1 protein-coding gene (only partly in view) is annotated in these 22,005 nt (G+C 68.7%); it reads left to right on the top strand.

Every position in this 22,005-nt window falls within one protein-coding gene, locus ABZX86_RS04145, for a non-ribosomal peptide synthase/polyketide synthase (RefSeq protein WP_355119748.1), read on the top strand. The gene is 44,613 nt long; 5,164 of those nucleotides lie to the left of the window and 17,444 to its right, leaving coding positions 5,165-27,169 in view (codon 1,722, partial, through codon 9,057, partial); the first codon wholly inside the window starts at position 3. Both the start codon and the stop codon lie outside the window.

Below are 22,005 nucleotides of genomic sequence, written 5' to 3'. Positions count from 1 at the left end.
GCTCCACCGGCCGCCCCAAGGGCGTCGCGGTCCCGCACAGCGCGGTCCTGAACCAGATCGCCTGGATCACCGCCGAATACGGCATCGACGACACCGATGTGATCCTGCAGAAGACCCCCGTCACCTTCGACGTCTCGGTGTGGGAACTGTTCGGCTCCCTCGCCGTCGGCGCACAGCAGGTCATCGCCGCCCCCGACGGGCACCGTGACCCCATGTACCTGTCCGAGGTCATCGGCAACCACCGCGTCACCCTGACCTCGTTCGTCCCGTCCATGCTCAGCGTGTTCGCCAGTAGCGCCTCGGCCGCCGAATGCCTTTCCCTGCGTGCGGTTCTCGTCGCCGGTGAAGCCCTGCCGCCCGCGACCGTGACCGCGTTCCGGCGCTTCTCCACCGCCGCCGTGCACAACCTCTACGGCCCGACCGAGTTCACCGTCCACGCCACCGCCGCGGCCATCGCGACCCCGACACCGGCCGCCGTGCCGATCGGCCGTCCGGTGTGGAACGCCCGCACCTACGTCCTGGACGAGGGCCTGCGCCCGGTCCCGGGCGGCGTCCCCGGCGAGCTCTACCTCGGCGGTGCGCAGGTCGCCCGCGGCTACTACGGCCGCCCCGACCTGAGCGCCGAACGATTTGTCGCCGACCCCTTCGGCGCACCCGGAGACCGCCTCTACCGCACCGGTGACCTGGTGCGCTGGAACAGCTCCGGCGCCCTGGAATACATCGGCCGCACCGACTTCCAGGTCAAGTTCCGTGGCCAGCGCATCGAGCTCGGCGAGATCGAAACCGCCCTGCTGACCCACCCGTCGGTCAACCAGGCCGTGGTCCTGGTCATCGACACCGTCGCCGGCGACCAGCTCGTCGCCTACGTCGTCACCCGCGGCCCGGTCGATCTCGACAGCGTCAAAACACTGCTGCACCGCACCCTGCCCGCCTACATGGTCCCCGGCGCGTTCATGGTGCTGGAAGCCTTCCCGCTCAACGCCTCCGGCAAGCTCGACCGGCGGGCACTGCCCAGCCCGGTGTTCGAGGTCCGCGAATTCCGCGCCCCCACAACACCTATCGAAGAGATCGTCGCCCAGATCTTCGGCGAGGTCCTCGGCATCGCCCGCGTCGGCGTCGACGACGACTTCTTCGAACTCGGTGGCAACTCGCTCATCGCCACCCAGGTGGCGACCCGCCTGGGCACCGCGCTGGACACCCGCGTCCCCGTGCGCATGCTGTTCGAGGCCGCCACGGTGGCCGCGCTGGCCGCCCGCGTGGAATCGCATGCCGGTGACGGTGCGCGCAAGGCGCTGGTGGCTCGCGAGCGCCCGGCGGAGATTCCGCTTTCCCTTGCGCAGCAGCGCATGTGGTTCCTGAATCGCTTCGACACCGCCTCGGCGGTCAATAACATCCCGGTCGCCATCCGGCTGTCCGGTGAACTGGATGTGGCGGCGCTGCAGGTCGCGGTCATCGACGTCATCGACCGGCACGAGTCGCTGCGCACCGTCTTCCCGGAGACCGCGCACGGCCCCATGCAGCTGGTGCTGGACGCCGCGCAGATCGTGCCCGACCTGACCCCGGTGCCGGTCACCCAGGCCAACCTCATCGACCACCTGGTCGAGCTGGCGTCGATGGCCTTCGACGTCACCGATGAGGTGCCGATGCACGCGGCGCTGTTCGAACTCAGCGAGTCCGAGTACGTGCTCGGCATGGTGGTGCACCACATCTCCGCGGACGGCTGGTCCATGGGCCCGCTGGCCCGCGATGTCATGGTCGCGTATGCCGCCCGCACCTCGTGGGAGGCGCCCACCTGGGCCGAATTGCCCGTGCAGTACGCCGATTACGCGCTCTGGCAGCGCGAGGTGCTGGGTGCGGAGGACGATCCGAGCTCGCTCATCTCCAAGCAGATCAGCTACTGGGCCCAGACCCTGGCCGATCTGCCGGACGAGCTGGTGCTGCCCTCGGACCGCCCGCGCCCGCCCGCCGCCTCCTACAAGGGCGGCACCTACCCGTTCGCCATTTCCGCCGAGACGCAGCAGCGTCTGGTGGATCTGGGCCGCAGGCACAATGCCTCGCTGTTCATGGTGCTGCACAGTGCTCTCGCGGTGCTGCTCGCACGGCTCTCGGGTACCAGCGATATCGCCATCGGCACCCCGGTGCACGGTCGTGGCGAGCAGGCGCTCGACGACCTGATCGGCATGTTCGTCAATACGCTGGTGCTGCGCAGCGAGGTGGACGGCGAGAAGACCTTCGCGGATCTGCTGGCGCAGGCCCGGGAAAGCGATCTGCAGGCCTTCGCGCATGCCGATGTGCCGTTCGAGCGGCTCGTCGAGGTGCTCAATCCGGCGCGTTCGCAGGCCCGCCATCCGCTGTTCCAGGTCATGCTGACCTTCCAGAACACCCGGCAGGCCAGCCTGGAACTGCCCGGACTCTCGGTCAACGGCATCGACTACGATGCCCAGCTGGCCAAGTTCGATCTGCAGCTGACGCTGCAGGAGGCACAGGACGCGAATGGTGAGAACGCGGGCATGTCCGCCGAGTTCTCCTATGCGCGTGACCTTTTCGACGAGTCGACGGTCGCGGCATTCGCGCACCGCCTGGATCTGATCCTGGATGCCGTTGTGGCCGACCCGGAGCAGCCGATCGGCGATATCGATCTGCTGGTCGAGGGTGAGCGCGACAAGGTGCTCACCGGTTGGAACAACACCGGGTTCGAACTCGCCCGGGTCCTCCCCGCACTGCGGGAAGGCGCTGTGTCCGATGCGCGGCACGCCGCGTCGGCAACTCTGGTTTCGCTGTTCGAGGCACAGGCTCTGATCAGCCCCGATGCGACCGCCGTTGTTTTCGAGGGGACAAGTCTGACCTACGCGGGCCTCTCCGGCCGCGTCAATCGCCTGGCCCGCAAGCTCATGGCGCAGGGCGTCGGCGCGGAATCGCTGGTCGCGCTGGCCATCCGCCGCTCGATCGACCTCGTGGTCGCCATGTACGCGGTACTGGAGGCCGGTGGCGCGTACGTGCCGCTGGATCCGGATCAGCCGGGTGAGCGCATCGACTACGTGCTCGATACCGCCCGCCCGGTCGCCATTCTGACCACCGGTCGCGACGACTTCGTGACCGGCCGGAATGTGCCGGTGCTCGAGGTCGAGACGCTCAACCTCGAGGCCTATTCGGCCGCACCGATCACCGATGCCGAACGCGGACAGGCCATTCGGCCCGAACACGCGGCCTACGTGATCTTCACCTCCGGTTCGACGGGTCGCCCCAAGGGCGTCGCGGTCGAGCACGGTGCGATCGTGAACCGGCTGCTGTGGATGCAGCACGAGTATCCGATCGGCCCGGATGACGCTGTGCTGCAGAAGACTCCGGCCACGTTCGACGTCTCGGTCTGGGAGTTCTTCTGGCCCTTGCAGACCGGTGCGCGTCTGGTGGTCGCCAAGCATGACGGCCACCGTGACCCGGTGTACCTCGCGCAGATCATCGCCGAGGAGGGCATCACCACCGCGCACTTCGTGCCGTCCATGCTCTCGGTCTTCGTCGCCACGCTCGGCAATGAGGGCGCCGACTCCGCCGTCGCCGCACCGCGGCTGCGCCAGGTGTTCGCCTCCGGTGAGGCGCTGCCCGCCCCGACCGCGCAGAAGCTGCGCGAGCTGACCGGCGCCCGTCTGCACAATCTGTACGGCCCCACCGAAGCCGCGGTCGATGTCACCTATCACGAGGTGGTCGACGCCGATACCGCCTTCGTGCCCATCGGCCGCCCCGTGTGGAACACCCAGACCTACGTGCTGGATGCCCGCCTGCACCCGGTCGCGCCGGGTGTCGCGGGTGAGCTCTATCTCGCGGGCGATCAGCTGGCTCGCGGCTACCTCAGCCGCCCCGACCTGTCCGCGGATCGCTTCGTGGCCAACCCGTTCGATGCCTCCGGTGCGCGTATGTACCGCACCGGCGACCTGGTGAAGTGGACCACCGCGGGCGAGCTGGAATACCTGGGCCGCACCGACTTCCAGGTGAAGCTGCGCGGTCTGCGTATCGAACTCGGCGAGATCGAGGCCGCACTGCTGGCGCAGCAGGGTATCGGTCAATCGGTCGTTGTCGTGCGGGCCGATGCCCACGCGGGCGATCAGCTGGTCGGCTATGTGGTTCGTGAGCCGGCCGCGGCGGGCCGCGAATCAGGTGCTGCCGGTGTCGATGTCGACGCGGTCAAGGCCGCGCTGGGTCGCTCGCTGCCCGCCTATATGGTCCCGTCCGCGATCGTGGTGCTGGACTCCTTCCCGGTCAACGCCTCCGGCAAGCTGGACCGGAAGGCGCTGCCCGCACCGGTTTTCGAGACCAAGCGCTTCCGGGCGCCCGCCACCCCGATCGAAGAGATCATCGCCGCGATCTTCGGCGAACTGCTCGGCGCCGAGCGCGTCGGTGTGGACGACGACTTCTTCGAGCTCGGCGGCAACTCGCTGGTGGCCACCCAGGTGGTCGCACGACTGTCCGCCGCGCTCAGCGCCGAGATCGGCGTGCGCGCCCTCTTCGAGGCGCCGACCGTGGCGGCCCTGGCCGCGCGAGTCGAATCGCATGCCGGAACCGGTGTGCGCCAGGCGCTTACGGTGCGCACCCGGCCGGAGTATCCGCCGCTGTCGCTCGCGCAGCAGCGCATGTGGTTCCTCAACCGCTTCGACACCGATTCGGCCGCGAACAATATCCCGGCTGCCGTAAGGCTCACCGGCGCACTGGATCTCGACGCCCTGCGCGGTGCGGTCGCCGATGTGATGGCGCGGCACGAACCGCTGCGCACCATCTACCCGTCCTACGAGGGCGTCGCGTACCAGAAGGTGCTGCCGACGGCGCGCGCCATTCCGCAGCTCGAGGTGCGGGATGTGGCCGAGGGCGAACTCTTCGCCGCGGTCTACGACTTCGCCGGGCGCGGTTTCGATGTCACCGCGGAGCCGCCGGTGCGCCTGCGCGCCTTCCGGCTCGCGGACGACGACCACGTGCTGGTGCTGGTGGCGCATCACATTGCCGCCGACGGCTTCTCGATGAACCCGCTCGTGCGCGACCTGATGACCGGGTACGTGGCGCGCAGTAGTGGCGAGGCCCCGGGCTGGCCGGAACTGCCGGTGCAGTACGCGGACTACGCGCTGTGGCAGCGCGAGACCCTCGGCGCCGAGGAAGATCCGCGCTCGCTCATCACCGAGCAGCTGGACTACTGGCGCCGGACGCTCGGCGGTCTGCCGGACGAGCTGCGCCTGTCCACCAGGCCGCGTCCCGCCGTCGCCTCCTACGAGGCGGGCACACACCGCTTCGAGGTGCCGGGTGAGCTCATCACCGGCCTGCAGCGGGTCGCGAAGCAGCAGGGCACCACGCTGTTCATGGTGGTGCACAGCGCTTTTGCCGCGCTGCTGGCGCGCCTGAGCGGTACCGATGACATTGCCGTCGGTATTCCGGTGGCCGGTCGTGGCGAGCAGGCGCTCGACGATCTGGTCGGCATGTTCGTCAATACCCTGGTGCTGCGTTCACCGGTCGATACCGGCGAGACGTTCGCCGAGCTCCTGAAGAAGGTGCGCGAACGCGATCTGCAGGCCTTCGCGCACGCCGATGTGCCCTTCGAACGCCTTGTCGACGTGCTGAATCCGGCCCGTTCGCAGGCGCGCCATCCGCTGTTCCAGGTCATGCTGTCGTTCCAGAATCTGGGCCGCACCGCGCTGGAGCTGCCGGGGCTGCGCGTATCCGAGCTGGGCATCGATCAGCAGTCGGCGAAGTTCGATCTGCAACTGACGCTGAGTGAGGTCGCCGGCGGCGCCGCCGCGGTGGCGGGCCCCGGCGCCGAGGCCGCGGCCATGGATGCCGAACTCGTCTTCGCCACCGACCTTTTCGACGGTCGCTTCGCGGAGCTCTTCGCGCGCCGGTTCGTTCGCGTGCTCACCGCTGTGGTCACCGATCCGTCGGTGCGTGTCGGTGATATCGAACTGCTCGGCGACAGCGAGCGCTGGCGCGTGCTGACCGGCTGGAACGACACCGCCTTCGAGCTGGACGCGGCACTGCCGGAGGTCTCGGAAGGCGCTGCGGCAACGCTGGTTTCGCTGTTCGAGGCGCAGGTCGCCCTGACTCCCGACGCCACCGCTGTCACGTTCGAGGGGACAGGTCTCTCCTATTCCGAGTTCGCCGCTCGGGTGCGCAAACTCGCCCGCTGGCTCATCGCCGAGGGCGTCGGACCGGAATCGTTTGTGGCGCTGGGTATGCGCCGCTCCATAGATCTGGTGGCGGGCATGTACGCCGTCACCGTCGCCGGTGGCGCGTATGTGCCGCTGGACCCCGATCATCCGGCCGAGCGCACCCGGTACATCCTGGAGACGGCGCAACCGGTCTGCGTGCTGACCTCCGGTGACGATCTGGACGGCGTCGCGGATCTGGAAGGCATTACTGCTCGCCAGGTTCGGATCGATGAGCTGGACCTGTCGGCCTTCGCCGATACCCCGCTCACCGATGCCGATCGCCGCAGCCCGCTGCTTCCGGAGAACACCGCGTACGTGATCTTCACGTCCGGCTCCACCGGTCGCCCCAAGGGTGTCGCGGTCTCGCACGCCGCCATTGTCAACCGCCTGGTGTGGATGCACGCCCAGTACGGGCTGGCCGCCTACGACGTGGTGCTGCAGAAGACCCCCGCCACCTTCGACGTCTCGGTGTGGGAGTTCTTCTGGCCGTTGCAGGTCGGCGCCCGCCTGGTGATCGCCAAGCCGGACGGCCATCGCGATCCGGCGTACCTGGTGCGGCTCATTGCCGCCGAGCAGGTCACCACGGTGCACTTCGTGCCGTCCATGCTGGCCGTATTCGTGGCCGCGCTCGCGAGCGAGCCCGCTGGTTCGGCGGTGTCGTCCGCGAGTCTGCGCAATGTCTTCGCCTCCGGTGAGGGCCTGCCCGGCCCGACCGCGCAGCAGCTGCGCGAGCTGACCGGTGCGCGCCTGCACAACCTGTACGGCCCCACCGAAGCCGCCGTCGACGTCACCTATCACGAGGTCACCGACGCGGACATCACCTCGGTGCCGATCGGCGCCCCGGTCTTCAATACCCAGGTGTACGTGCTGGATTCGCGGCTCCGCCCCGTTCCGGTGGGTGTCGCGGGTGAGCTCTATCTCGCGGGCGATCAGCTCGCCACCGCCTACGTCGCGCGCCCCGATCTGACCGCGGATCGCTTCGTGGCCAACCCCTTCGGCTCCGGCGCACGCATGTACCGCACCGGTGACCTCGTGGTCTGGACCGGCCAGGGTGAACTGGAATACCTGGGCCGCACCGACTTCCAGGTGAAGCTGCGCGGTCTGCGCATCGAGCTCGGCGAGATCGAAGCCGCGCTGACCGGGCTGACAGACGTCGCGCAGTCCGTCGTCGTGGTCCGCCACGATGAGCGCACCGGTGATCAGCTGGTCGCGTATGTTGTCGCCGCCGACGGCCGGATAGACCTGGAGGCCGTGAAGGCCACACTGTCGCAGCAGCTTCCGGCCTATATGGTCCCGGCCGCCTTCGTGGTGCTGGACGCCTTCCCGCTCAATGCCTCCGGCAAGCTGGATCGCCGGGCGCTGCCCGCACCGTCTTTCGCGGCCAAGGTGTACCGCGCCCCGGCCACCCCCGTGCAGCAGACGGTCGCCGGCGTGTTCGCCGATGTGCTCGGCGGCGACGGCATCGGCCTGGACGACGACTTCTTCGAGCTCGGCGGCAACTCGCTCATCGCCACCCAGGTGGTATCGCGCCTGTCCGCCGCCCTGGACGCCGATATCCCGCTGCGCGCGATCTTCGAGGCCACCACCGTGGCCGCCCTCGCGGCGCAATTGGAATCGCGTGTCGGCACCGGTGGTCGCGCGCCGCTGGTGGCGCAGGAGCGTCCCGCGCCGGTGACGCTGCCGACGGGGGAGACCGCCCAGCTGGTGCCGCTGTCCCCGGCGCAGCAGCGCATGTGGTTCCTCAACCGCTTCGACAATCGCACCGCGGTCAACAACATTCCGGTGGCGCTGAAGCTCACCGGTGTGGTGGATATCGAGGCCTTTGCCGCCGCCCTCGGCGATGTGCTGGCGCGGCACGAAGCGCTGCGGACCATCTACCCGGAGATCGCCGGCGACGGCTTCCAGCGGGTGCTGTCGCTCGCGGAGATCGAGTTCGAGGTGCGCGCCGAATCGGTGACCGCCGACGAACTGCCCACGCGCATCACCCAACTCGCGAGCGTGTTCTTCGACGTCACCCGGGAACTGCCGTTCCGCGCCACGGTGCTGAGCCTGAGCGCCACCGAGCATGTCCTGGTGCTGGTGCTGCACCACATCAGCTCGGACGGCGTCTCGCTGCGTCCGCTGCTGCGTGATGTGGTGGGCGCGTACCTGGCCCGCAGTGGCGGCGAAGCCCCCGCCTGGACGCCGCTGCCGGTGCAGTACGCCGACTACGCGCTGTGGCAGCGCGATGTGCTGGGCGAGGAACACGATCCGGAATCGGTTGCCGCACAGCAGGTGTCGTACTGGACCGAGCAGCTGCGCGATCTGCCCGAGCAGATCGAGCTGCCCGCGGACCGGCCGCGACCGGAAATCGCCACCAATGCCGGTGGCACGTACGACTTCTCGATCGACGCCGAGCTGCACCGGGCGCTCAATACCCTGGCCCGTGAGCACGATGTCACGCTGTTCATGGTGGTGCACGCCGCGCTGGCCACCTGGTCGGCCCGCCTGTCGCGCTCCATCGATATCGCCATCGGCACGCCGATCGCCGGTCGCGGTGACCGCGCGCTCGACGATCTGGTCGGCATGTTCGTCAATACCCTGGTGCTGCGCACCGCGGTCCTGCCCGATGCCGCCTTCCGCGATCTGCTCTCGCAGGTCCGGCGCACCGATCTGGCCGCCTTCGCACACGCCGAGGTGCCGTTCGAGCGCCTGGTCGACGTGCTCAGCCCGGTCCGCTCGCAGGCGCACCACCCGCTGTTCCAGGTGGCGCTGACCTTCGAGGCCGCGGGCGCCGCGGACGCGGGTGCGGTCGCGCTGCCCGGTCTGGAGCTGGAAGCCGTCGAATTCGATGCGGGCACCGCCAAATTCGATGTGCAGCTGACCGTGGGCGAGCGCGCCGACGGTGCGCTGGGCCTGTCCTGGAATTACGCCACCGATCTGTTCGATCCGGAAACCGTCGCCTCCTTCGCCGAGCGCCTGGTCCGCATTCTGCGCACCGTCGCCGAGGATCCGGCCGTGCTGCTGGGCGATATCGATCTGCTCGGCGGGGTCGAGCGGCACGAGGTATCCGAGCGCTGGGTTTCCGCGGGCGATGACATTGTCGAGCTCGCGGCGTCCGCACGCACCGCGGCGCAGGCGAACGGCGGCGGAATCGCGGAGGTGCTGTCTCCGGGCGGCGCCCTCGGCGCGCTCGCCGAGCTGTTCATCGATCCGGTGGCCACGCTGTCGAGCCCGTTCGTGGACCCGAACGCCACCCTGTCGGGGCTGTTCGACCTGGTGGTCGCCGCCGATCCGAATCGGGTCGCGGCCCGCTTCGGCGATGACGAACTGACCTACAACGATCTGGACCGGCGCGCGAATGTGGTGGCGCGCAGGTTGATCGAGGACGGCGCGGGTCCGGAGTCACTGGTGGCCGTGCTGCTGCCGCGTTCGCTGGATCTGGTTGTCGCCCTGCTCGCGGTGATCAAGACCGGTGCGGGCTATGTACCGGTGGATCCGACCTACCCGGCCGATCGCATTGCCTTCGTGCTCGCGGACGCCCAGCCGACCAGTGTGGTCATCGATTCGACCGTGCAGGTGGAGCTGCCCGCCGGACTGCCGACCGTCATGCTCGACGGCTACACCGTCGAGGCCGGCGATATCGAGGACGCCGACGATTCCCCGATCACCGACGCCGACCGCACCGCGCCGCTGCATCCCGACCACGTCGCGTACGTCATCTACACCTCCGGTTCCACCGGCCGCCCCAAGGGCGTGGCCGTGGCGCACCGGAATGTGGTGCGGCTCATGGCGAATACCGATCGTGAGTTCGGGTTCGGCGCCGACGATGTGTGGACACTGTTCCACTCCTACGCCTTCGACTTCTCGGTGTGGGAGCTGTGGGGACCGCTGCTCTACGGCGGCACCCTGGTGGTCGTCGACTACTACGTATCCCGCTCGCCGGAGCAGTTCCTGGAACTGCTGCGCCGCGAACGGGTTACGGTGCTCAACCAGACGCCGTCGGCCTTCTACCAGCTGGCCGAGGCCGAGCGTATTGCCGCGGCGAGCCGCGAACCAGGTATCGCCGATGCCGATGAGCAGGCGCTGGCGCTGCGCTACGTGATCTTCGGCGGTGAGGCGCTCGAGCTGCGCCGCCTGTCGGATTGGGTTGCCCGGCACGGTGATTCCGCGCCGTACCTGGTGAATATGTACGGCATCACCGAGACCACGGTGCACGTCTCGCATCGCGTGCTCGATGCCGGCACGATTACCGCCGCCACCGGCAGCGTGGTCGGCCGCGCCATCGCGGGCCTGCGCGTGTACGTGCTCGATGAGCGCCTGCACCCGGTCCCGGTCGGCGTCGCGGGTGAAATGTATGTGGCCGGTGCGCAATTGGCGCGCGGTTACCTCGGCCGCCCCGACCTCACCGCGGCCCGTTTCGTGGCCAGCCCGTTCGGCGCGCAGGGCAGTCGCCTGTACCGCTCCGGCGACGTGGCGCGCTGGAACCGCTTCGGCGAGCTCGAATACCTGGGTCGCGCCGATGATCAGGTGAAGGTGCGTGGTTTCCGCATCGAGCTCGGCGAGATCGAGGCCGCCGTGCTGGCGCAGCCGGGCGTCGCCCAGGCCGCCGTCATCGTGCGCGAAGACCTGCCGGGTGATCAGCGCATCGTCGCCTATGTGGTGCCGGACAACACCGCTCCCGGTGGGAGCGTGGACGCCTCCGGCCCGGCCACCGGCTCGGACGCGTGGCTGCTGGATATCCGCGACGGTGCGGGCGAGCGCCTGCCGTCGTACATGGTGCCCGCCGCCATGGTCGTGCTGGACCGAATCCCCTTGACCGTCAACGGCAAACTGGATCGTCGCGCGCTGCCCGCGCCGGCGGTGCAGGCGCGCGCCTTCCGCGCGCCGGAGACGCCCACCCAGGAGACCGTCGCCGCCGTCTTCGCGGAGGTCCTGGACCTGCCGCGGGCCGGACTCGACGACGACTTCTTCGATCTGGGCGGCAATTCGCTCATCGCGACCCGGGTGGTATCGCGCATCGGCGCGGCCCTGGATACCACGGTCGCGGTGCGCACGCTCTTCGAGGCGAGCACGGTCGAGGCCCTGGCGGCCCGTATCGAATCGCATGCCGACGGCGCGTCCCGCGCCAAGCTGGTCGCCCGCCCGCGCCCGGCCGGGGAACTGGTGCCGCTGTCCTTCGCACAGCAGCGCATGTGGTTCCTCAACCAGTACGACACCTCGTCGGCGGCCTACAACCTGCCGCTGGCGATTCGCCTCACCGGTGAACTCGACACCGCCGCACTGGAACTGGCCGTCGCCGATGTGGTGCGCCGGCACGAGTCGCTGCGCACCCGCTACCCGGAGCACGGTGGCACCCCGATGCAGGTGGTCGTGCCCGCCGAGGAGATCGCCCTCGATCTGCGCCCGGTCACGGTCGCGGCCGACGATCTCACCGGCACGGTCACCGCCTTCGCCACGCTGGGATTCAATGTGGCGGACCAGGTTCCGCTGCGCGCCCGGTTGTTCCGGGTCGCATCGGAGACGACGGCGGATGTCTCCGATTCCGTCTCCGCCCGCGAGCATGTGCTCGTCGTCGTGGTGCATCACATTGCGGGCGACGGCTTCTCGATGGCGCCGCTGACCCGGGATGTCATGGTCGCCTACTCGGCGCGCACCCAGGGTGCGGTGCCGGGCTGGGCGCCGATGGCCGTGCAGTACGCGGACTTCGCCGTCTGGCAGCGGGAAGTGCTGGGGTCCGAGGAGGATTCGGGCTCGCTCATGGCCCGTCAGGTCGGGTACTGGCAGCGCGCACTGGAGGGTGTGTCGGACGAGCTGGCACTGCCCACCGATCGCCCGCGCCCGGCCGTGGCCTCGCATCGCGGCGCGACCCTGCAGCGCACCCTGCGTCCCGAACTCATCGGTGCGCTGGAAGATGTTGCGCGCCAGCGTGGCTCATCGCTGTTCATGGTCATGCACAGCGCGCTCGCGGTGCTGCTGGCCCGGCTGTCCGGCAGTGATGACATCGCCGTCGGCACACCGGTCGCCGGTCGTGGCGAGGCCGCGCTCGACGATCTGGTCGGCATGTTCGTCAATACCCTGGTGCTGCGCACCGGGATCGATCCGGCGGAGTCCTTCTCGGATCTGCTCGATCGTGCCCGGCACACCGATCTGGACGCGTTCGGCAATGCCGATGTGCCGTTCGAGCGACTGGTGGAACTGCTCGCACCGGAGCGTTCGCAGGCTCGCAATCCGCTGTTCCAGGTCATGCTGGCCTTCCAGAACCTGGATCGCACCACCCTCGAACTGCCCGGCCTGACCGTCGCCGCACTGGATCTCGACGAGAACATCTCCCGCTTCGACCTGCAGTTCACGCTGTCGGAACAGGCCGGGACGGACGCCGGCGAGACCCGGCCGGGTTCCGACGCGGGTATGGCGCTCGCGCTGACCTACGCCGTGGATCTCTTCGACGCGGACACCGCCGCCGGATTCGCGCAGCGCTGGATGCGGGTGCTGGAGGCGATTGCCGCCGATCCGGAGATCCGCGTCGGTGCCATCGATATTCTCGATCAGTCCGAAAGGGCCGATCTGGTAGCCCGTTTCGGCGCCCCGGCCATTGCGGGTCGCACGCTGCCGGAGCTGCTGGCCGAGGCGGTGGCCCGCGATCCGCAGGCCACAGCCGTCCGCTTCCAGGGGACCGGTCTGTCCTACGGCGACCTCGACGAGCGCTCGAATCGCCTGGCGCGCCTGCTCATCGAGCGCGGCCTCGGCACCGAGGATCTGGTCGCCATCGCCGTACCGCGTTCGGCGGACTCGTACTTCGCCGAATGGGCCGTCTCCAAGACCGGTGCGGCGTTCGTTCCGGTCGATCCGAACTACCCGGCCGATCGTATTGCCCACATGGTCACCGACTCCGGTTCGCCGATCGGCCTGACCGTGGCCGCGGTGCGCGGCGATCTGCCGGATTCGGTGGAGTGGCTGGTTCTCGACGAGCTGGACCTGAATGCGTTCGCGGACAACGCGATCGCCGATGCGGATCGGGTGCGCCCGCTGCGCCCGGAGCATCCGGCGTACGTCATCTACACCTCCGGTTCCACCGGCGTGCCGAAGGGCGTCGTGGTCACGCACGCCGGTCTGGCCAACTTCAGTGCCGAGCAGGCCGAGCGCTACCGGCTCGATTCCTTCTCGCGCGCACTGCATTTCGCCTCGCCGTCCTTCGACGCGTCCATCCTGGAATTCCTGCTGGCCATCGGCGCGGGCGGCACCCTCGTGGTGGTCCCGCCGGGTGTCTACGGCGGTGACGAGCTCTCCGAGCTGATCCGCTCCGAGGGCGTCACGCACGCGTTCATCACCCCGGCCGCCCTGGCCACCTTCGATCCGAGCGGTCTGGACTCCCTGCGCGTCCTGGTCGCCGGTGGTGAGGCGGTGCCGGCCGATCTGGTCGCCAAGTGGGCGATGCCCATTGGAGAGGGGACAGGGCCGGACGGCAGTATTCGGGCCTTCCACAATGGTTACGGCCCGACCGAGACCACCATCATGACCAATATCAGCGATGCGCTGGTCGCGGGCGATCTGGTCACCATCGGCGGCCCGATCCGGGGCATGCAGTCGCTGATTCTCGACAACCGCCTGCGGCCCGTTCCGGTGGGCGTCGCGGGTGAGCTCTATCTGTCGGGCATCCAGCTGGCCCGTGGTTACCACGCCCGGCCGGGTCTGACCACGGACCGCTTTGTCGCCAACCCGTATGTCGCGGGTCAGCGCATGTACCGCACCGGTGATGTGGTCCGCTGGACCCGTACCGGGGAGGTCGAGTACGTGGGCCGCTCCGACTTCCAGGTCAAGGTGCGCGGTTTCCGTATCGAGCTCGGTGAGATCGACGCGGCCCTGGCCTCGCACGAGAGTGTCGACTTCGCCGTCACCGTCGGCCACAAGAATGCCGCCGGCGCGGTCTCGCTGGTGTCGTATGTGGTTGCGACACCGGGGCATTCGGTGGATATCGCCGCCGTCACCGCGCACGTCGAACGGCAGCTGCCCGCGTACATGGTGCCGTCCTCGGTCATGATCATCGACCGCGTCCCGCTGACGCCGGTCGGCAAGCTGGATCGCCGGGCGCTGCCCGAACCGGTCTTCGCCACCGAGGTGGTGTTCCGGGCCGCGCGCAATACGGTGGAGCACACCATTGCCGAGGTCTTCGCCGAGGTGCTCGGCCTGGAGCGGGTCGGCATCGACGATTCGTTCTTCGCGCTGGGCGGCGATTCCATCGTCTCCATCCAGCTGGTATCGCGGGCCAAGGCGCGCGGCATCATCTTCAGCCCGCGTGACGTCTTCGAACAGCGCACTGTCTCCGGACTCGCCGCCGTCGCGCAAACCGCTGACGGACAGGGTGATTCGGCGCCGCAGCTGACCGAACTGCCCGGCGGGGGAGTCGGCGTCATGCCGCTCACCCCCGTGGTGCGGTTCATGGTCGAACGGCCGGGCGGCATCGGGCGTTTCAACCAGACCATGGCGCTGGAACTGCCGATCGGCATCGACCGTGCGGGTATCGCCGCCACGGTCGGCGCGGTCATCGACCGCCACGACATGTTGCGGGCGCGCCTGCGGCGGGTGCCGGGTGCGGATCCGGTCGTGGAGACGGCCGCCGCCGGCGCCATCGATGTGGACGCGCTCATCGACCGCACCGAGTTCGACCCGGCCGTCGGTCCCGAGGAATTCCTCGAAATCGCCTCGGCCGCACTGGATGCCACGCTCGACAAGCTCGATCCCATAGCGGGCGTGGTGATTCGGTTCGTCTGGCTGGAGCCTGCCGCGGCGAGCCGTGCGTCGGACACCGCATCCCGCGCCGGTCGCCTCATCGTGGCCGCACATCACCTCGTGGTCGACGGTGTCACCTGGCGAATCCTGGTGCCGGACTTCGTCACCGCCTGGGGTCAGCTCTCCGCCGGTCAGACTCCCGAACTGGTCGCCCCCGCGACCAGTATGCGCACCTGGGCGCACGCCCTCGAGCGTGCGGCGGCAACCCCGGAGCGGGTCGCCGAACTCGACTTCTGGCGAGGTGTCGTCGACGGTCCGGATCCGCTGCTCACCGAGCGGCCCTTGGACCCGGCGGTGGATGTCACCGCCGTGATCGAGGTGCACCGGGTCGAGGTCTCGGCCGAGGTCACCAAATCGCTGCTCACCACCGTGCCCGCGCTCTTCCACGGCGGCGTCAATGACGGTCTCCTGACCGCGCTGGCACTCGCTGTCGCGAAGTGGCGCTCGGACCGGGGGATTGCCGGGGAGAAGTCCGCCCTGGTCCGGCTCGAAGGCCACGGTCGTGAGGAAGAGGTCGTGCCCGGCGCGGATCTCTCGCGCACCGTCGGCTGGTTCACCGCCATCTTCCCGGTCCGCTTCGATCTCTCGCAGCTCGATGTGAATGCCGCGCTCACCGGCGGACCTGCCATGGGTCACGCCATCAAGGCGGTCAAGGAGCAGTTGCTGGCGGTGCCGGACAAGGGCCTCGGCTACGGCCTGCTGCGCTATGTGAACCAGGCCACCGCCGATCAGCTGCCCAAGCAGCAGCCCGGCCAGGTCAGCTTCAACTATCTGGGCCGCGTGAACGAGGGCGATGTGCCCGAGGCGCTGCGCGGTTTCGGCTGGATTCCCGCGGCGGAGCTGGGCGATCTGGGCGGTGCGTACGACGCCGATATGCCCGCCATGGCGCCGATCGATATCAATGCCATCGTGACCGGCGACAAGCTGACCGCCAATATCGGTTACCCGAGCACGCTGCTCGACGCCGCGGCGGTCGCCGAATTCGGCGCACTGTGGACCACTGCGCTGGAAGCCGTTGCGCACCATGCCGAATCGGCCGAGGCGGGCGGGCACACCCCATCCGACTTCGGGCTGGTGAATATCACCCAGGCTGATATCGACGGCTGGGAACAGCGTTTCGGCGGAGTCGACCAGGTGTGGCCGCTCTCGGCGCTGCAGTCCGGTCTGCTCTTCCACGCGCAACTGGCTGCCACCTCGGTGGATGTGTACACCGCGCAGGCGGTGCTCACCCTCACCGGCCGAGTGGATGCCGATCGCCTGCGCGCCGCCGCGCAGGCGCTGCTGGAGCGGCACGAAATCCTGCGCACCGCATATGTTTCCGACGCCAATGGCGTTCCGGTACAGCTGGTGCTCGACGGTATCCACGTGGCCTGGTCGCAGTACGACCGCACGCAGACGGGTGATGCGAGCGATATTCTCGAGGCCGATCGCGTCCAGCGGTTCGACCTGACCGAGCCGCCGCTCATTCGCTACACCCTGGTGCAGGTGGCCGCCGATCGCTGGCAGCTGGCCGTGGCCAATCACCACATCCTGCTCGACGGCTGGTCCATGCCGCTGCTCATGCAGGACCTGCTGGTGCTGTACGCCACGCACTCCGATACCAGCGTGCTGCCGCCGGTGCGTTCCTACCGTTACTTCCTGGAATGGGTTGCGCAGCAGGACCGTACGGCATCGCTGGAGGCCTGGAAGACCTCGCTGCGCGGGGTCTCCGAGCCGACCCTGCTCACCCGCCCGGATCCGAGCCATGAGATCACCGCGCTGTCCGGCGAGTACTTCTTCGAGCTGGACGAGGCGGCGACCGCGCGCCTGACCCGCGTCGCCGCCGACCTCGGCGTCACGCCCAATACCGTGCTGCAGGTGGCGTGGGGCATTCTGCTCGGCCGCCTCACCGGTCGTGAGGACGTGCTGTTCGGCACGACGGTCTCCGGCCGTCCGGCGCAGCTGTCCGGCGTCGAATCCATGGTCGGCCTGTTCATCAACACCGTGCCGGTGCGGGTCGCCTTCGATCCGGCCGAATCGGCGCAGTCGCTGCTCACCCGCACCCAGGGCGAGCAGGCGGATCTGCTGGATCACCACTACATCGGGCTCGCGGATATCCAGTCGGCGGCGCGCATCGGCGGACTCTTCGACACCCTCGTGGTGTTCGAGTCCTACCCGGTCGACGCCGACGGCATTCGGGCCCAGGCCGCCGATATCGACGGCATGGGCGTCACCGACCTCGAGGCCGCCGACGCCACCCACTACCCGCTCACCCTCATCGCCCAACTCGACAGCCGCCTGCGCATTCGCGCCGGCTACCTGCGCGACCTGTTCGACGAGCATTCGGTGCGGCATATCGCGGACCGCCTGGTACGGGTGCTGACCGCCATCACCACCGAACCCGCTGCGGCAGTGGGCGATATCGAACTGCTCGAAGCCGCCGAGCGCGAGCTCGTGGTCACCGAGTGGAACGACACCGGCTATGACGTGGACACGGTGCTTGCCGTGCTCACCGACGGAACACTGATCGATGACGAGGTGGCCACCGCCGACGTCGTCGCGGGGAGTGGTGCTGTCGCCGTCGCGCCGCGCAGCGTGGTGCGGACCGTCTCGGGCGATGCGGCAGCCACGCTGGTCGCGCTGTTCGAGGCGCAGGCCGCGCGTACTCCCGACGCGACAGCTCTCAGTTTCGAGGGGGCGAGTCTGACCTACGGCGAGTTCGCCGAGCGGGTGCACCGGCTGGCGCGCTGGCTCATCGAACGCGGCGTGGGAGCCGAATCCTTTGTGGCGCTGGGTATGCGGCGTTCCATCGATCTGGTGGTCGGCATGTACGCCGTCGCCGCGGCCGGTGGCGCGTACGTGCCGCTGGACCCGGAGCACCCGGCCGAGCGCACCGAATACATTCTGGCCACCGCCGATCCGGTGACCGTGCTGACCTCGGGCGCGGATCTGCCCGTGGACACCGCGCAGGTCCGCATCGATCTGCTGGAGCTGTCCAGCTACTCGGCAGCGCCGATCTCCGACGCGGAACGCATTGCGCCGCTGCGGGAATCGAATACCGCGTACGTCATCTTCACCTCGGGTTCGACCGGTCGTCCCAAGGGTGTGGCCGTACCGCATTCGGCGATCGTGAATCGTCTGGTGTGGATGCAGTCCGAGTACGGGCTGACCACCGAAGACATCGTGCTGCAGAAGACTCCGGCCACCTTCGACGTGTCGGTGTGGGAGTTCTTCTGGCCCTTGCAGATCGGCGCGAAGCTGGTCGTCGCCAAGCCCGACGGTCACCGCGATCCGGCCTACCTGGCGGAACTCATTGCCCGCGAGGGTGTGACGGTCACGCACTTCGTGCCGTCCATGCTCGCGGTCTTCGTCGCCGAGGCCGCGGCCGTGCAGTGCACCAGCCTGCGCATGGTCTTCGCCTCCGGTGAAGCGCTCTCGCCCAAGCCCTCCCATCGCCTGCGCGAGATCACCGGCGCCGAGCTGCACAACCTGTACGGCCCGACCGAGGCCGCCGTCGACGTCACGTACCACCATGTGACCGCCCTCGACGTCGATACGGTGCCGATCGGGCGCCCGGTCTTCAATACCCAGGTCTACGTGCTGGATTCGCGCCTGCGCCCCGTTCCGGTGGGTGTCGCGGGTGAGCTCTACCTCGCGGGCGATCAGCTGGCCACCGGCTATGTGTCCCGGGTGGATCTGACCTCGGATCGCTTCGTGGCCAACCCGTTCGGCGCGTCCGAGCGCATGTACCGCACCGGCGACCTCGTCGTCTGGAATGCCGGCGGTGAGATCGAATACCTCGGCCGCACCGACTTCCAGGTGAAGCTGCGCGGTCTGCGCATCGAGCTCGGTGAGATCGAAGCCGAGCTCACCGCACTGGGTTCGGTCGCGCAGTCGGTGGTCGTGGTGCGCGGTGATCAGCACACCGGCGATCAGCTCGTCGCGTATGTCGTCGCCGCCCCCGGTCGCACCGTGGAGATCGAGTCCGCGCGGGCCGAGCTCGCCGAGCGGCTGCCCGCGTACATGGTCCCGTCGGTGGTCATGGTGCTCGACGAGTTCCCGCTCAATGCCTCCGGCAAGCTGGACCGCCGCGCCCTGCCCGCTCCGGTCTTCGAGGCCGCGGTGTTCCGCGCCCCGACCACCCCGATCGAGCAGATCGTGGCGGGTATCTTCGCCGAGGTCCTCGGCCTGGACCGGGTCGGCCTGGACGATGACTTCTTCGCCCTCGGCGGCAATTCGCTCATCGCCACCCAGGTGGCGGCACGCCTGTCCGTCGCGCTGGACACCCAGCTGGGTGTGCGCGAGATCTTCGAGGCCTCCAGCGTCGCCGCACTGGCGGCGCGCGGTGAATCGCACTCCGGTGCGGGTGCGCGTCAGGCCCTGACCGCACAGGAGCGCCCCGACCGGCTCCCGCTGTCGCTGGCACAGCAGCGCATGTGGTTCCTCAACCGGTTCGATCCCGAATCGGCTGTGGACAATATCCCCGCGGCCGTGCGGCTTTCGGGTCTGGTGGATCGCCAGGCCCTGCAGATCGCCGTCGCCGATGTGCTGGCGCGCCACGAATCACTGCGCACCCGCTACCCGGAGGTCGACGGGACCGCGTACCAGGAGATCGTCCCCACCGGCCAGGTCATCCCCGATCTGACCCCGGTGGACGTCACCGAAGCCGAACTGCCGCAGGCCCTTTCGGAGCTGGTGCTGACCGGCTTCGACGTCACCGTCGATGTGCCGTTCCGGGCCCGCCTGTTCGAGGTCAGCCCCACCGAGCATGTGCTCGCGCTGGTGGTGCACCACATCTCCGCCGACGGGTTCTCCATGGGCCCGCTCACCCGGGATGTCATGACCGCCTACGGCGCTCGGGTCGAGGGCGGCGAACCCGCCTGGCGGCCACTGGAAGTGCAGTACGCCGACTACGCACTGTGGCAGCGCGCGGTCCTCGGCGATGAGGCCGATGCGGAATCGGTGATCGCACAGCAGATCTCGTACTGGGACCGGACGCTGCGCGGGCTGCCGGATCAGCTGGAGCTGCCGTCCGACCGGCCGCGCCCGGCGGTCGCCTCCGGCCGCGGTGGCACACACGTCTTCACCATCGACGCCGAGGTGCACGGCAAGCTGCTGGAGCTGGCCCGCCGTCGCGGCGCCACACTGTTCATGGTGGCGCACGCGGCACTCGCCACCCTGCTCGCGCGCCTGTCCGGTGAATCGGATATCGCGATCGGCACCCCGGTGGCCGGTCGTGGTGAGCGTGCGCTCGACGACCTCATCGGCATGTTCGTCAATACCCTCGTGCTGCGCACCCCGATCGACAGCGGCGCGGGCTTCAACACCCTGCTGGAATCGGTGCGCGCCACCGATATCGCGGCCTTCGGGCACTCCGACCTGCCGTTCGAGCGCCTGGTGGAGATCCTCAACCCGGCCCGTTCGCAGGCGCGGCATCCGCTGTTCCAGGTCATGCTGTCGTTCCAGAACACCGGCCCGGCCGAACTGGAGCTGCCCGGCCTGACCGTCAGCGGCGTCGATCTGCCGCTCGACACCGCCAAGTTCGACCTGCAGCTGGTGCTCACCGAACAGAACGCCGCACACAATGTGTCCGGCAACGGTTTCGGCGGCACTCCGTCCGGCATCACCGCCGAACTCATCTACGCCACCGACCTGTTCGACAACGCGACCATGGCGCGTTTCGCCAAGCGCTTCGGCCGCCTGCTGGAAGCCATAACGGCACAGCCGGATCGCGCGGTCGGCGATATCGATCTGCTCGACAATGCCGAGCGGTCCCTGGTCACCTCCACCTGGAACCGCACCGGCTTCCGGGTCGGCGATGTGCTCGCCGATCGGGCCGACGCCATTGCCTCCGAGGACGCCGAGAAGGCGCGCGGCGACATTATGCGGGTGGCCTGGACCGGCGATGCGGCGAATACGCTGGTCGCGCTGTTCGAGGCCCAGGCCGCGCGTACTCCGGACGCCACAGCTCTCTCGTTCGAGGGGACACCCGAGCGCAGCGAGGCACGGGCAGAGCTCTCCTACGGCGAGTTCGCCGGTCGTGTGCATCAGTTGGCGCGCAAGCTGATCGAGGCCGGTGTCGGCCCGGACAGCCTGGTCGCACTGGGTATTCGCCGGTCGCTGGACCTGGTGGTCGCCATGTACGCGGTGCTGGAGGCCGGTGGCGCGTACGTGCCGCTGGATCCGGATCAGCCGGCTGATCGCATTGCGTATGTGCTCGATACCGCCGATCCGGTGTGCGTGCTGACCACCGAGCGCGACGGGTTCACCCACGAGGGTGTCTCGGTGCTCGCGGTCGATGCGCTCGATGTGTCCGGCTACTCCGATGCTCCGGTGACGGATGCGGATCGTCGTGCGCCGCTGCGGTCGTCGAATATCGCGTACGTCATCTTCACGTCAGGTTCGACCGGTCGCCCGAAGGGTGTGGCGGTCACCCACCAAGCCATCGTCAACCGCCTGGTGTGGATGCAGTCCGAGTACGGGCTGACCGCTGATGATGTGGTGTTGCAGAAGACTCCGGCCACTTTCGATGTGTCGGTGTGGGAGTTCTTCTGGCCCTTGCAGGTCGGTGCGCGCCTGGTCGTGGCTAAGCCCGACGGTCATGGCGACCCGGTGTACCTGGCGGAGGTCATTGCCGCAGAAGGTGTCACGACCACGCACTTCGTGCCGTCGATGCTGGCCGTATTCGTTGCCGAGCCGACTGCGGCCCGGTGCACGAGTCTGCGTCTGGTTTTCGCTTCCGGTGAGGCGTTGCCGGCGACCACTGCTCAGCAGTTGCGTGCGGTGACCGGTGCGGCGTTGCACAACCTGTACGGTCCGACCGAGGCTGCCGTCGATGTGACGTACCACCAGGTCGTCGATGCCGATACCGAGACGGTGCCGATCGGTCGTCCGGTGTTCAATACCCAGGTTTACGTGTTGGATTCGCGTCTGCACCCGGTGGCGCCGGGTATGGCGGGTGAGCTGTACCTCGCGGGTGTGCAGTTGGCCCGTGGTTATGTGGCGCGTGCGGATCTGAGCTCGGATCGTTTCGTGGCGAACCCGTTCACCCCGGGTGAGCGGATGTACCGCACTG

Origin of the sequence: Nocardia sp. NPDC006630, from assembly GCF_040611495.1 — a bacterium.
In the GTDB taxonomy this organism is placed as follows: Bacteria; Actinomycetota; Actinomycetes; order Mycobacteriales; family Mycobacteriaceae; genus Nocardia.
This window is presented reverse-complemented; position numbering and strand designations above follow the sequence as displayed.